Annotated in this window: 12 protein-coding genes; 6 read left to right on the forward strand and 6 right to left on the reverse strand. The window is 70.3% G+C overall.

From position 1 onward, the window contains the following. Positions 1 to 80: 80 nt before the first annotated feature. On the reverse strand, positions 81 to 2,663 hold the full coding sequence (gene dnaB / locus QRT04_RS08665; protein WP_289454817.1) for a replicative DNA helicase: 2,583 nt from the start codon (positions 2,661 to 2,663) through the stop codon (positions 81 to 83). A gap of 376 nt (positions 2,664 to 3,039) precedes the next feature. Between dnaB and QRT04_RS08670 the strand changes: the two genes are divergently transcribed. The 6 genes from QRT04_RS08670 (at position 3,040) to QRT04_RS08695 (ending at position 9,836) form a co-directional block, all read left to right on the forward strand. Continuing rightward, positions 3,040 to 4,350, forward strand: coding sequence for an MATE family efflux transporter (locus QRT04_RS08670; RefSeq protein ID WP_289454818.1), 1,311 nt, complete (start codon positions 3,040 to 3,042; stop codon positions 4,348 to 4,350). Between the two features lie 231 nt (positions 4,351 to 4,581). After that, on the forward strand, positions 4,582 to 5,784 hold the full coding sequence (locus tag QRT04_RS08675) for a branched-chain amino acid ABC transporter substrate-binding protein (RefSeq protein WP_289454819.1): 1,203 nt from the start codon (positions 4,582 to 4,584) through the stop codon (positions 5,782 to 5,784). Positions 5,785 to 5,859: 75 nt separating this feature from the next. Beyond that, positions 5,860 to 6,897: a branched-chain amino acid ABC transporter permease gene (locus QRT04_RS08680; RefSeq protein WP_289454820.1), complete on the forward strand. Its 1,038-nt coding sequence runs from the start codon at positions 5,860 to 5,862 to the stop codon at positions 6,895 to 6,897. Further along, the gene (locus QRT04_RS08685; protein WP_289454821.1) at positions 6,894 to 8,138 is read left to right on the forward strand and encodes a branched-chain amino acid ABC transporter permease; all 1,245 of its coding nucleotides are present in this window, start codon (positions 6,894 to 6,896) and stop codon (positions 8,136 to 8,138) included. The genes QRT04_RS08680 and QRT04_RS08685 overlap by 4 nt, the downstream gene beginning before the upstream one ends. Continuing rightward, complete coding sequence (locus QRT04_RS08690; protein ID WP_289454822.1) at positions 8,135 to 9,130, forward strand: ABC transporter ATP-binding protein; 996 nt, start codon at positions 8,135 to 8,137, stop codon at positions 9,128 to 9,130. The genes QRT04_RS08685 and QRT04_RS08690 overlap by 4 nt, the downstream gene beginning before the upstream one ends. After that, on the forward strand, positions 9,117 to 9,836 hold the full coding sequence (locus QRT04_RS08695; RefSeq protein ID WP_289454823.1) for an ABC transporter ATP-binding protein: 720 nt from the start codon (positions 9,117 to 9,119) through the stop codon (positions 9,834 to 9,836). The genes QRT04_RS08690 and QRT04_RS08695 overlap by 14 nt, the downstream gene beginning before the upstream one ends. A 130-nt stretch (positions 9,837 to 9,966) precedes the next feature. Here QRT04_RS08695 and rplI read toward each other — a convergent pair whose 3' ends face one another. The 5 genes from rplI to QRT04_RS08720 form a co-directional block, all read right to left on the reverse strand. Next, on the reverse strand, positions 9,967 to 10,416 hold the full coding sequence (gene rplI / locus QRT04_RS08700) for a 50S ribosomal protein L9 (RefSeq protein WP_289454824.1): 450 nt from the start codon (positions 10,414 to 10,416) through the stop codon (positions 9,967 to 9,969). Positions 10,417 to 10,433: 17 nt separating this feature from the next. Further along, entirely contained in the window at positions 10,434 to 10,670 is a 237-nt protein-coding gene (rpsR, locus tag QRT04_RS08705; protein WP_013885186.1) for a 30S ribosomal protein S18, read from the reverse strand. 76 nt (positions 10,671 to 10,746) lie between these two features. Further along, entirely contained in the window at positions 10,747 to 11,271 is a 525-nt protein-coding gene (locus tag QRT04_RS08710; protein ID WP_289454825.1) for a single-stranded DNA-binding protein, read from the reverse strand. Positions 11,272 to 11,348: 77 nt separating this feature from the next. Beyond that, positions 11,349 to 11,642, reverse strand: coding sequence for a 30S ribosomal protein S6 (gene rpsF / locus QRT04_RS08715; protein WP_289454826.1), 294 nt, complete (start codon positions 11,640 to 11,642; stop codon positions 11,349 to 11,351). Between the two features lie 271 nt (positions 11,643 to 11,913). Beyond that, positions 11,914 to 14,469, reverse strand: a complete 2,556-nt coding sequence (locus QRT04_RS08720; protein ID WP_289454827.1) for a transglycosylase domain-containing protein — start codon at positions 14,467 to 14,469, stop codon at positions 11,914 to 11,916. Positions 14,470 to 14,484: the final 15 nt, after the last annotated feature.

The raw sequence follows: 14,484 nt of genomic DNA on the forward strand, positions 1-14,484 counted from the left end.
TCAGGTCGCCTTGCATCTCGACGCCCGTGCCGGCGCAAGCGGGCGTTCACATGTGGTGCTTGTCGACAGCGACGCAGCAACTACGCCTGCATGTCGACGAACCGCGAGTAGTGCCCCTGGAACGCCACGGTGATCGTGTCCGTCGGCCCATTCCTGTGCTTGGCGACAATGAGGTCCGCCTCGCCGGCCCGAGGCGACTCCTTCTCATAGGCATCTTCGCGGTGAAGAAGAATCACCATGTCGGCGTCCTGCTCGATTGAACCCGACTCGCGCAGGTCGCTCATCTGCGGCTTCTTGTCGGTGCGCTGCTCGGGACCACGGTTCAGCTGCGAGATCGCGATCACCGGCACCTCGAGCTCCTTCGCGAGCAGCTTGAGGGCACGCGAGAACTCGGAGACCTCCTGCTGCCGTGACTCGACGCGCTTCCCGCTCGTCATGAGCTGGAGGTAGTCGATGACGACGAGCTTGAGGTCGTGGCGCTGCTTGAGGCGGCGGCACTTGGCCCGGATCTCCATCAGGGACATGTTCGGGGAGTCGTCGATGAACAGCGGCGCGTTCGAGATCTTGCCCATCGTCGCCGCGACCTTGGCCCAGTCGTCCTCGCCCATCTGACCGGTGCGCATCTTCTGCAGGTGCACGCGCGCCTCGGCCGAGAGCAGTCGCATCGTGATCTCGTTCCGGCTCATCTCGAGCGAGAACACGACGGACGTCATGTTGTGCTTGATCGACGCCGACCGGACGACGTCGATTCCCAGGGTCGAGTTGTGCGTGGGGACCATCGACCGACTCGCCAAGTACAGGTGCGACTCGTGGTCGATCTGCACGCACCGCACGGGCACGCTCTCGATCGGCTCGACATCCACGATGAATCGCTGCGTGAGGCGCGCGGTCGACGGGCGCCGACGGTCCTTGTGGACGAGCTTCTTGCGCTCGAGCGCGAACACGTCGTCGTCGGTCGTGAACGTGAGCGTGAAGCAGGTCGAGCGGCCCTCGTTGCGGCCACGCACCCGCTTGGTGGACAGGCCGGTGCGGTATCCGAGCGAGTGGATCAGCTCCCGCACGTCGAGGATCAGCCGCTCGTCCGTGAGCGCGATCTGCACGCTGCCCGTCGGGTTGACGGTGCCGTCGGTGTCGAGCAGACCCGCGAGCAGATCGCGGCGCTGCTGCTCGCTCGCGCGGAGGTACTGCGCGGGGATGTGCTTGTCACCGAGGACGCCCAGCGTCCGGAGGCGGCCCTGCACCGTGCCGAACCGGTCGTGGCAGTCCTGGCAGCGCCGCAGGCCACTGGTGACGCGGCCGCAGTCAGGACAGGTGGGCGCAGCCACCGGCGCCGACGGCGTCTTGGCCTTGCCGCCGCACGAGCGGCCGCACGTGCGGACCTGCGACCGCTGCGGCACGAACTCCACGCCGCAGACCTCGCACGAGCGAGCGGCGACCGGCTCCTCGTCGAGCCGCACGGTGTACAGCCGCGCAGCCCCGACACCGGCGCGCCCCTGCACCAGGTAGCCGCGACCCTCGATCCGCATCGCGATATCGGGGTCAGCCGACGTGAACCGGGCCGACGCCGCGTGCCCGTCGCCGAGCCAGACGCCGAGCAGGTACGGGTCGACCAGCAGGTCCGCCTCAGGCAACGAGAAGGGAGCGGTGACCTCGACCGAGTGGTTGGCCCGCCGGTCCGCCGTCGAGCACCGGACCGTGTCGTGGATCTCCTCGGTGGTCCAGATGCCCGCCGAGCCGCCGCCGGGAAGCCTGCGGTCGGCCCGCGTCCGCGTCTCCCACTCGTGCTGCGCGTCGGCGACGATCGTCGTCCCGTCGTCGAACGTGACGCGGTAGCAGGGGCGGCCCGACATGACGCCGGTTGCTGCCACGACGCGGGTGGGCGTGCCGTCGGCCGCGACGAGCTCGTCACCGACCTGGACGTCGCCCATCGTGGTCCACCCGCTCGGCGTGGCCAGCGGCGTGTCGAGCGCGAGCGCCTTGCCGATGGCCGGCCGCGCGGCAACGACGATCATCTGGCCCGGGTGCAGACCGTTCGTCAGCCGGTCGAGGTCCGAGAACCCCGTCGGCACGCCGATCATCCCCTGCCCGCGGTGCCCCGCGGCCTCGATCTCGTCGACCGTCCCGCCGATGATCTCGCCCAGCGGCAGGTAGTCCTCCGACGCGCGCCGCTCGGTGACCGCGTACACCTCGGCCTGCGCGTTGTTGACGAGCTCGTCGACGTCGCCGCCCTCGGTCGCGTAGCCGAGCTGCACGATGCGCGTCCCGGCCTCGACGAGCTTCCGCAGGATCGACCGCTCGCGCACGATGCGCGCGTAGTACCCCGCGTTGGCCGCGGTCGGGACGGTCGAGATCAGCGTGTGCAGGTAGGGCGCGCCGCCGATGCGGCCGATCTCGCCGCGCTTGTTGAGCTCGTCCGCGACGGTGATCGCGTCCGCCGGCTCGCCGCGCCCGTAGAGGTCGAGGATCGCGTCGTAGATGACCTCGTGCGCCGGCCGGTAGAAGTCGGTGCCGCGGAGCTGCTCGATGACGTCGGCGATCGCGTCCTTGCTGATCATCATGCCGCCGAGCACGCTGCGCTCGGCCTCGAGGTCCTGCGGGGGCGTGCGGTCGTAGCCGCGCCCAGCCTCGGGCGGCGCCCCGTACTCGAGCTCCTCGATCGACACCCTGATGACCCCTCGTCGTTGTTCGAACTGATGTTCACAGAAGGGTGTGACATCGCCGCCCCGACACGAGGCCGTGCGACTCGGTGCCCACGAACGAAGGCCGACCGTAGGCGCCCGCGGGCCTCGCGTCCAGGAGCGCCCCCAGCCCTGGGGACGAGGTGGGGACAACCCCCGCAAGGCCTGTGGAGCGGTCGTCTGCGGGGTGTTGACCGCGTGTGGAAAGAATCGCCCACCGTCCACAGGTGGTGGACAGGGGTGTGGATACTTGAGCAGGTCGCCGCCACGGATGTGCCCGTTCACCCGCCATTTCGCGATCCACCGGGTGTGGATCCCCGGGAGGTTTGCCGACATTTCACTTGGTGGACACCCCCGGTCCGTGGACCGGCAGATCCTGTCGCTCGCGGTGCCCGCGCTCGGTGCGCTCGTCGCCGAGCCGCTCTTCGTCCTGGTCGACTCCGCGGTCGTCGGGCGCCTGGGCACCGACCCGCTCGCGGGCCTCTCGCTCGCCTCGACCGTGCTGCTCACGATCGTCGGGCTGTGCGTCTTCCTCGCCTACGCGACGACCGCCGCGGTCGCGCGCCGACTCGGTGCCGGCGACGCCGCAGGCGCCCTGCGGACCGGCGTCGACGGCATGTGGCTGGCACTCGGCCTGGGCGCCGTGCTCGGCGTCCTGACGTGGGCGTCGGCCGAGCGGCTCGTCACCGCGCTGGGCGCGACGGGCGAGGTCGCACAGCACGCGACGACGTACTTGCAGTGGTCGGCACCCGGCCTGCCCGGCATGCTGCTCGTCCTCGCGGCGACCGGCGCGCTGCGAGGCCTGCAGGACGTGCGCACCCCGCTCGGTGTCGCGGTGGCCGGAGCGGTCGTCAACGCGATCCTCAACGTCGTGCTCGTGCTCGGCCTGCACCGCGGCATCGCCGGCTCGGGAGCGGGCACGGCCGCGACGCAGCTCGGCATGGCCGCCGTGCTCGCGGCCGTCGTCGCACGCGGGGCCCGGTCGGCCGGCGCAGACCTGCGCCCGGGCCGCGCGGGGTTGTGGGCCAACGCCCGCGCCGGCGCGCCGCTCTTCGTCCGCACGCTCTCGCTCCGCGCGGCGCTGCTCCTGACCACCTGGGTCGCGACAGGCCTCGGCGCGACCGCGCTGGCCGGCCACCAGGTCGTCAACGCGGTGTGGAACCTCTCGGCGTACGCGCTCGACGCGCTCGCGATCGCCGCACAGGCGCTCGTCGGGCACGCGCTCGGCGCGAGCGACGTCCCGCTGGTCCGATCGCTGCTCCGCCGCACGCTCGAGTGGGGCGTCGGTGCCGGCGCCGTCGCCGGCGTGCTCGTCGGCGGGCTCGCGTGGGCGTACGTCCCGCTGTTCACCGACGACCCCGCGGTGCGCCAGGCCGCGGTCGCCGCGCTCGTCGTCGCGGCGATCGCCCTGCCGCTCGGCGGCTTCGCGTGGGTGCTCGACGGGGTGCTGATCGGCGCGGGCGACGGCCGGTTCCTCGCGCGCGTCGGGGTCGTCACGCTCGCGGTCTACGTCCCGGCGGCCCTCGCCGTCCGCGCCTGGGCGCCCGCCGGGGGTGCGGGGCTCGCGTGGCTGTGGGCCGCGTTCGTCGGCGTCTACCTCGTCGCGCGGTGCGTCGCGAACGGCGTGCGCGCCCGTGGAAACGCCTGGACGGTGGTCGGCGCGTCGTCCTGAGGCCGCCCCGGCGACGTGCGGAAACCGCCGCAGAAGCCCGTCACAGGTACGAATTCCCGTGTCTCGTGACCGCTTCGTTGCGCGGCGCCTCTGTGCGAACGGCGCATGCGTGTGCTGTGGTTACTCCACCGAAACGTCGGGCCTCTACGGTCCGACCAGCCCGCCGACGCAACGTCGCGGGCCAGCGGCACCAGTCACGGAGGTAGAGGGATGCGGAGAACGTCATCGCGGATGGCGGGCGTTGCGCTGGTTGTGGTCGCGGGCCTCGCGGTCGCCGGCTGCAGCTCGAAGTCGAACAGCGGATCGACCGACACGGGCACGGCGGGTGGCGGTTCGCTGTCGATCCAGCCGCTCGTCCAGATCGACCAGTCGGGTGCGGAGGTCAAGAGCAGCGGCTCGACGGACGCCGCGAACCCGGCGGGTGACGGCAAGGCCACCTGCTCGGGCGTGTCGCTCGCCATGGCCGGCGCCCTCACGGGCCCGAACGCGGCGCTCGGCATCAACATCCTCAACGGCGCCAAGCTCGCCCTGAAGCAGCACAACGACGCCAACCCGAACTGCCAGGTCGACATCAAGCAGTTCGACACCGAGGGTGACCCGCAGAAGGCGACCCAGGTCGCGCCGAGCATCGTCAGCGACAAGAGCATCATCGGGCTCCTCGGCCCGGCGTTCTCGGGCGAGACCAAGGCCACCGGCCAGGTCTTCAACCAGAACGGGCTGCTCTCGCTCACGGCGTCGGCCACGAACCCCGACCTGACGAAGAACGGCTGGAACAACTTCTTCCGCGGTCTGGCCAACGACGCGGTCCAGGGCCCGTCGGTCGCGAAGTACATGGTCAACACGCTGAAGTACAGCAAGGTCTGCGTCGTCCAGGACGACTCGGACTACGGCGTCGGCCTGGCCGAGCAGATCACGCAGGGTCTCGGCAGCGCCGCGGACTCGTCGTGCGCGGCGAAGGTCAAGACCGGTGACAAGGACTTCTCGGCGACCGTCCAGATCGTCAAGAGCGCGAACGCCGACGCGGTGTTCTACGCCGGCTACTACGCCGAGGCGGCTCCGTTCGTCTCGCAGCTGCGCTCGGGCGGCGTGAAGTCGGCGTTCGTCTCGGCCGACGGCACCAACGACCCGCAGTTCGTCAAGCAGGCCGGCGCCGCGTCGAAGGACGCCTACCTGTCCTGCCCCTGCGGCCCCGCTCCGGACAAGTTCGCGGCCGACTACAAGGCGCAGTTCAACGTCGACTCGGGCGTGTACTCCGTCGAGGCGTACGACCTGGCGACGATCATGCTCAAGGGCATCGACTCGGGCATCAAGGACCGTGCCGGCCTGATCGACTACGTCAAGAACTACGACGGCCAGGGCCTCGCGCGCCACTACAAGTGGAACGCGGACGGTGAGCTCGCCTCGGCGCTGATCTGGATCTACCAGGTCAAGTGACCTCGGGACGGCGGCCGGGCTCGTACGGGCCCGGCCGCCGTCGCTCGTCCGCCTGACCCGGCTCGAAGGAGCTCCATGAGCGCACTGCTGCTCGCCACCCCCGTCCTCGCGGACGGCGTCATCGGCTTCAACGTGGATGCCCTGGCGCACAACTTCTGGGCCCTGACCGTCGACGGCCTGACGTACGGCGCGATCTACGCGCTCGTCGCCACCGGCTACACCCTCGTCTACGGCGTGCTGCGACTGATCAACTTCGCGCACTCCGAGGTCTTCATGTTCGGCATGTTCGGCCAGTACGCGACGCTCATGCTGCTCGGCTTCGCGCCGAGCGGGAACGCGTACTCCGAGGGCACGCTCCTGACGATCGTCTACCTCGGGATCGCGATGCTCGGCGGCATGATCGTGTCGGGCGGCACGGCCGTCGGCCTCGAACGAGTCGCGTACCGGCCGCTGCGCAAGCGCGGCGCCCCGTCGCTCGCCTTCCTGATCACCGCCATCGGCGCCTCGTTCGTGCTCCAGGAGTTCGTGCACTTCATCCTGCCGAAGCTGACGAACAACGAGCTCGGCGGCGCGAACGCGCAGCAGCCGATCGTGCTCGTCGTGCCGAGCGTGCAGTTCACGTTCCTCGGCGCGTCCGTGACGAACATCGAGCTGATCATCGTCGCCGCCGCGCTGATCCTGACGTTCGCGACGAACCAGTTCATCGTCGCCACCAAGTTCGGCCGCGGCATCCGCGCGGTCGCCCAGGACCCCGTGACGGCGACGCTCATGGGCGTCTCGCGCGAGCGCATCATCATGCTGACGTTCCTCATCGGCGGCGTGCTCGCCGGCGCGGCGGCCCTGCTCTACACGCTCCGGGTGCCCAACGGCATCATCTACTCGGGCGGCTTCATCCTCGGCATCAAGGCGTTCACCGCCGCCGTGCTCGGTGGCATCGGCAACCTCCGCGGCGCGCTGCTCGGCGGCCTGCTGCTGGGTGTCATGGAGCTCTACGGCCAGGCCCTGTTCGGCACCGAGTGGCGCGACGTCGTGGCGTTCGTGCTCCTGATCCTCGTGCTGATGTTCCGGCCGACGGGCATCCTGGGTGAGTCGCTCGGAAGGGCACGCGCATGACCGGCACCGCCATCGGCAAGCCCCGCACCGCTGACCGCCCGCACGGCGGCACGGGCGACCGCGTCCGGCTGTGGTGGGACGCCCTGCCCCGCCAGACGCAGTGGCTCTTCGGCATCCCCGCGTTCGCGCTCGTCGCGGCGCTGCCCGTGCTGCGCCCGCCGGTCCTGACGACCGTCGGCACCGACTTCGGCGGCGTGCTCGCCCAGTTCGGCATGTACGCGCTCCTCGCGGTCGGCCTCAACGTCGTGGTAGGCCAGGCCGGTCTGCTCGACCTCGGCTACGTCGGCTTCTACGCGATCGGTGCCTACACGGTCGCCCTGCTGACGAGCCCGAACAGCCCGTGGAACCTCACGGACGACTGGTTGTCCCGCAGCTGGGGCTGGTTGTTCGCGCTACCGATCGCGATCGCCATCACGGCGGTGTCCGGGCTGATCCTCGGATCACCGACGCTGCGCCTGCGGGGCGACTACCTCGCCATCGTGACGCTCGGGTTCGGCGAGATCGTCCGCCTGCTCGCCGACAACCTGTCGGACATCACCGGCGGTGGCCGCGGCCTCTCGTCGATCGCGTACCCGGTGGTCGGCACCAGCGAGAAACGGCCGTTCGGCGTGTTCTCCGCAGGCAACACGCAGCACGCCCCGACCTACGGCGTCTGGTGGTTCTGGCTCAGCCTGATCCTGCTGGCGATCACGCTGATCCTCATCGGCAACCTCGAGCGGTCGCGGGTCGGCCGCGCGTGGGTCTCGATCCGCGAGGACGAGGACGCCGCCGAGATCATGGGCGTTCCGACGTTCCGTTTCAAGCTGTGGGCGTTCGTGATCGGTGCGTCGATCGGTGGCCTGTCCGGCGCGCTCTACGCGGGCCAGGTGCAGTTCGTCGTGCCGTCGTCGTTCAACGTCATCAACTCGATGCTGTTCCTGTGCGCGGTCGTGCTCGGCGGCCAGGGCAACAAGCTCGGTGTCATCGCCGGCGCCTTCATCGTCGTCTACCTGCCGAACTTCTTCCTCGGCCGGACGAGCCTGCTCGGCATCCCGATCGACGGCAACACGATCGCCAACTACAAGTACCTGTTCTTCGGGCTCGCGCTCATCGTGCTGATGATCTTCCGGCCGCAAGGCTTGTTCCCCGCGCGCCAGAAGCTGCTGACGTACGGCCGCGAGCTCTACGTCGCCGCGCGGCGGGCCGCCGGCTACGGCAAGCCCGCTCCCGAACCGACCACCGAGCAGGGAGGTGCGTCATGACCGAGCCCGGCGGCATCGGTGCCGGCTCGGAGCACGGCGAGCAGTTCCGCGGCACGGACGACTACCTCGAGACGTCGACGCCCGAGCAGTACCTGCCGGACGGCGGCGAGATCCCCGAGCTCCAGGTCGACGTCGCGTCGATCCACCCCGAGCTCGCCGACGAGGGCAAGGTCGCGGAGCTCGTCGCGGCCGACCGGCACGTCCGCGCGGCGGAGGGCGAGCCGCTCCTGCAGATGCAGGGCGTGACGGTCCGGTTCGGCGGCCTCGTCGCCCTCGACGACGTCACGTTCGACATCAAGCGTGGCGAGATCCTCGGCCTGATCGGCCCGAACGGTGCCGGCAAGACGACGTGCTTCAACACGATGACGGGCATCTACCGCCCGTCGGCGGGCTCGGTCGTGTTCGACGGCCGGCCGATCGGCGCGATCAAGCGCCACGCGATCACGCAGCTCGGCATCGCGCGCACGTTCCAGAACATCCGGCTGTTCTCCGACATGACGGCGCTCGAGAACGTCATCGTCGGCACTGACGCGCGACACCGGACGTCCGTCCCCGGCGCGGTGTTCCGCTCGAAGCGGCACCGCGTCGAGGAGCGCGACGCGATCGACCGCGGCATGGCGCTGCTCGAGTTCGTCGGGATCGGCAACCGCGCCACGCAGCAGGCACGCAACCTGCCGTACGGGGACCAGCGCCGCCTCGAGATCGCCCGCGCGCTCGCCACCGAGCCGAAGCTGCTCTGCCTGGACGAGCCTGCGGCCGGCTTCAACCCGGCCGAGAAGCAGGACCTGTCCGAGCTGATCCAGAAGATCCGCGACGACGGCTTCACCGTGCTGCTGATCGAGCACGACATGCGGCTCGTCCTCGGCGTCACCGACCGTGTCGTCGTGCTGGAGTTCGGCCGGAAGATCGCCGACGGCCTTCCGACCGAGGTGTCGCAGGACCCGGCCGTCATCGCCGCTTACCTGGGGGTCCCCGACGATGCCACTGCTTGAGCTCCGCGACGTCACCGTCGCCTACGGCCGCATCGAGGCCGTGCGCGGCATCTCGCTGACCGTCGACCCGGGCGAGCTCGTCACGCTCATCGGGGCCAACGGCGCCGGCAAGACCACGACGATGCGCGCCATCTCCGGCATCCGTCCACTGGCGCGCGGCTCGATCTGGTTCGACGGCCGCGACATCACGCGCATGAAGGCGCACGACCGCGTGCTCGCCGGCATCGTGCAGGCGCCCGAGGGCCGCGGCGTGTTCCCCGGCATGACGGTGCTCGAGAACCTCGACATGGGTGCCTACGGTCGCAAGTTCGACTCGAAGGCGGAGCACGACGACGCGCTCGGGCGCGTGTTCGCGCTCTTCCCGCGGCTCGACGAGCGCAAGAAGCAGGCCGGCGGCACGCTCTCCGGCGGCGAGCAGCAGATGCTCGCGATCGGCCGGGCGCTCATGGCCCGCCCGCGGCTGCTGCTGCTCGACGAGCCGTCGATGGGCCTCGCGCCGCAGATGATCCAGCAGATCTTCCGCACCATCTCGGAGATCAACGCGGCCGGCACCACCGTGCTGCTCGTCGAGCAGAACGCGCAGCAGGCCCTGTCTCGCTCGGACCGCGCGTACATCCTCGAGACCGGCGAGGTCTCGACGAGCGGCCCCGGCAAGGAGCTGCTCGCCGACCCGGCGGTCAAGCGCGCGTACCTCGGCGTCGCCTGACGCCCGGCATCGCTGGACCGGACCCGCGGCGCGGCCTGACGGCTGACGACGCGCGGGTCTCCCTGAACGCAGAAGCGCCCCGTCCCGGTCGAACCGGGGCGGGGCGCTTCGCGTCAGGCGGGAGCCGGGGTCAGGCCGCGACGACCTTGACGGTCACCTTGGCGGCGACGTCCGCGTGCAGACGGACCGACACCGTGTACTCGCCGAGCGACTTGATCGCCTGGGCGACCTCGATCTTGCGCTTGTCGATCGCCGGGGCGCCCGAAGCCTTGACGGCCTCCGCGATCTCGGCGGTCGTGACGGCACCGAAGAGGCGACCGGCCTGGCCGGCCTTCGCCGACACGACGACCGTCTTCGACTCGAGCGAGTCGCGAACGGCCTTGGCGTCCTCGAGCGTCGCGATCTCGCGGGCCTTGCGGGCCTTGCGGATCGCGGTGACGTCCTTCTCCGCGCCCTTGGTCCACGGCGTGGCCAGGTTGCGCGGGACGAGGTAGTTGCGGGCGTACCCGTCCTTCACCTCGACGACGTCGCCAGGGGTGCCGAGGCCGGTGACCTCGTGGGTCAGGATGATCTTCGCCATCAGTAGGTCTCCTTTCCTCAGCGAGCCGACGACGAGTACGGCAGGAGAGCCATCTCGCGGGCGTTCTTGACGGCGCGCGCGATCGCACGCTGCTCCTGGACGGACACCCCGGTCACCCGGCGAGCGCGGATCTTCCCGCGGTCGGAGATGAACTTGCGCAGCAGCGCGGTGTCCTTGTAGTCGACAACCTCGATCTTGGCTGCCTTGAGGGGGTTCTGCTTCTTCTTGGGCTTGCGGACCACGGCCTTGGCCATCGTGGTGCTCCTGTCTCTGGAGCCCCGGGCGTTGCCATACCCGGGGATGGGATGTGTCTGGGGTGCGGGCTACCGATCAGAACGGGGGCTCGTCGGAGTAGCCGCCGGCGCCACCCGCGGGCGTGGCCCACGGGTCGTCCTGCTGGCCACCACCGGCGTTGCCGCCGTAGCTGCCACCGCCACCGCCGCTGAAGCCGCCGCCGCCCCCGCCGAAGCCACCGCCGCCGCCACCCGAACGCTGGGTCCGGGTGACCTTGGCCGTGGCGTAGCGCAGGGACGGGCCGACCTCGTCGACCTGCAGCTCGACAACGGTTCGCTTCTCACCCTCGCGGGTGTCGTACGAACGCTGCACGAGCCGACCGGTCACGATGACGCGGGTGCCCTTGGTGAGCGACTCGGCGACCGACTCGGCCGCCTCCCGCCAGATCGAGCAGCGGAGGAACAGCGTCTCGCCGTCCTTCCACTCGTTGCTCTGGCGGTCGAACGTGCGCGGGGTCGACGCGACCGTGAAGTTGGCGACCGCGGCACCCGAGGGGGTGAACCGCAGCTCCGGGTCCCCGGTCAGGTTCCCGATCACGGTGATGACGGTCTCGCCGGCCATGCGCGTCTCCTAGTCGTCCGAATCTGCTCGTCTGTCGTCGCGGGCACGCTACGCGCACCCGCCGACATTGACATGCGTCACGCGTCGGCGCGCAGCACCTTCGTCCGCAGGACGACCTCGTTGAGGCCGAGCTGACGGTCGAGCTCCTTGGCGGTGGCCGGCTCCGACGAGAAGTTGACGACGGCGTAGATGCCCTCGGACTTCTTCTTGATGTCGTAGGCGAGGCGACGACGGCCCCAGATGTCCACCTTGTCGACCGTGCCACCGTCGGTCTTGACGACCGACAGGTACTTGTCGAGCGAAGGGGCGACGGTGCGCTCCTCGATCTCGGGGTCGAGGATGATCATGATCTCGTACTGACGCAGGCTCATACCCACCTCCTCTGGTCTTCGCGGTCACGGTCTGTCCGTGACAGGAGGGTTCTCGTGCGTCGCTGGTCCGGCCCGAGGGCCGGGTCCCGCGTCGCCTGACGCAGACTCACGTCTCCGTCGGGCGCACCCACCGATCTGCGGCGGGCGTGCGGGCACAGCAGCGGTCCAGAGTACCGGTCCGCGTGCCGCGCCCGAAATCGCGCGTCCACGGCCAGGACCTCGACCACGGGAGCCCGGCGCGGACGTGCTCCGCACCGAGCCCCCGACGACGTCAGCCCGGGTTGGGCTGGCCGCCGGGTCCGGCGCCGCCGGCGGTGTCGCCGCCCCCGCCGGTGCCGTTCCCGTTGCCGCCCGCCGCGCCGGACGTCGGCTTCGGGGTCGGCGTCGAGGTCGGCTGCTGGGTGGGCGGCTGCGTCGCGGGGGTCTTGGGCCCGGTCGAGATGACGAGCGTCACCGCGGCGCCGGACTTCACCTTGGATCCCTCACCAGGCGACACGGAGATGACGCGACCCACGCCGACGGTGTCCGACGGCGCCGACGAGATGCTCGGCGACAGCCCCGCGGCGTACACCAGCGCGGACGCGTCACCCTCGAGCCGACCCACCAGGCCGGTCGGCACCGTCACGGTCGTGGGCGCCTGCGTCGGCTGCTCGCTCGGTGCGGTGGTCGCCGTGGGGCGCGAGGTGAACGTCGGCTGCGCGCCGATCTCGGACCGGTCCGGGAACTCGGTCTTGGCGGCGAACTGCGGCAGCTTGAACACCTGGGACATGTACTCGTTCCAGATGTGCGCGGGCGTCGTGCCACCCGTCACCTCGCCGCCGAGCAGGCTCGGCTCGAACGGCGTGATCGAGACCTGCGACTTGCCGTCCTTGCCGTCCTGGCTGAGCGCGACGGCGGTCGCGATGTGCGGCGTGTAGGCGACGAACCACGCCGCCTTCGTCTCGTTGGTGGTGCCGGACTTGCCGGCGATCGGGCGGTCCATCGACCCGATCCACGTCTCGCCGGTGCCGTGCTTGACGACCTGCGTCATCGCGTAGGTCGCGTCGGCCATCACGTCCTTGTCGAACACCTGCTTGGTGTCGGGCTTGACGCCGTAGGCGGTGGTGCCGTTGTGGTTCAGCACCTTCCGGACGATGAACGCCGACGAGTGCTTGCCCTGCGCGGCGAAGGTCGCGTACGCGTCCGCGATCTCGATCGGGTGCACGACGGCGGTGCCGAGCACGTTGGACGGCACGAGCGGCACCGAGGAGTCGACGCCCGCGGTGCGCGCGGCCGCGGCGGTCGCGTCGTAGCCGATCTTGTTGTTGAGCTGCGCGTACACCGTGTTCACCGAGTGCTCGGTGGCCGTGACGAGGTCGATCGTGCCGTACGACTCGTGGCTGTAGTTCGTGACCGGGCTCGAGCCCCAGCCCGGCACCGTCTGCGGCGAGCGGCCGTTGAACCGCGTGCCGAGCCCGATGCCGTCCTGCAGCGCGGCGACGAGCGTGAACGGCTTGAACGTCGAGCCGGGCTGGACGTTGTCGTACGTCGCGGAGTTCCGCTGGTCCGTCAGGAAGTCCTTGCCCCCGTACAGCGCCACGATGCCGCCGTCCTTGGGGTCGATCGAGACGATCGACATGCGCAGGTTCTTGTTCGGCTTGTTGCCCTGCCCGAGCGTGCCGTCCCAGACGTCCTTCGCGGTGGCGACCGCGGCCTTCTGCGCCGGCTTCTGGATCGTCGTGACGATCGTGTAGCCGCCGCGCTCGAGCTGGTCCTCGGTGAAGCCGTGCTTGAGCAGCTCGTTGGTCACCATCTTGAGCAGGTAGCCGTTGGTGCCCTTGAACGTCTCGTTGTTCTTGACCGCGATCGTCTCGGGGAACTCCTGCTTCGCGCGGTCGGCGGCCGAGATCCAGCCCATCGACTCCATCGAGTCGAGGATCGTGCCCCAGCGCGCCTGCGCGCGGTCCGGGCTGACGGCGGGGTCCCAGTAGCTGGGCGACGGAATGATGCCCGCGAGCAGTGCGGCCTGCGAGACGCTCAGGTCCTTGGCGTCGATGCCGAAGTAGGCCTGCGACGCCGCCTGGATGCCGTAGGCGCCGCGACCGAAGTAGATGGTGTTGAGGTAGCGGTCGAGGATCTCGTCCTTGCTCTGCGTGCGCCCGATCTTGAGCGCGAGCAGGGTCTCCTTGACCTTGCCCGTGTAGCTCGTCGTCGTCTTGCCCACGTAGTACCGCTCGACGTACTCCTGCGTGAGCGACGAGCCGCCCTGACGCGTGCCGGTCGTCACGTTCTTGAACATGGCACGCGCCATGCCCTTGAAGTCGACGCCGCGGTTCGTGAAGAACGTCTTGTCCTCGCCCGCCGCGACGGCCTGACCGATGTACTCGGGGAGCGTCGAGTAGTCGACGATCTCGCGGTTGACGCCGGGCAGCTTGCCCATGAGCGGACCCGGCTTGTCCGCGGTCGAGCCCGCGAAGTAGACCTTCGTCGTCTGCGCGTTGATGTCCTCGCCGACCTTGGGGACCTTGACGGTCGCGTAGGCGGCGACGACGCCACCGGCCAGCAGGAAGCAGCCCGCCAGGAAGGCACCGATCACGAAGCGCCACGACGGCAGCCAGCGGTGCAGGCCCGTGTAGCCGGAGCGCGGGTAGTCGAAGAAACGACGCTTGCGCGCGGCAGCGCCTCCCGCAGCCGCACCGGCCGCGGCACGCCGAGACGTGCCGGCCGAGCCGCGCGACGACGCGGGCGCTGACGACGAGCCGCCCGACGACGCGCGCCCCGACGCGGGGCGGCTCGATCGGGCGGGCGCGCGGCGCGGCCGCGAGGAGCGTCCGTTGGTGTCCGCCAACGTGATGCCTTCCTG

The organism is Cellulomonas alba (assembly GCF_030362835.1).
GTDB classification, from domain to species: Bacteria; Actinomycetota; Actinomycetes; order Actinomycetales; family Cellulomonadaceae; genus Cellulomonas; species Cellulomonas alba.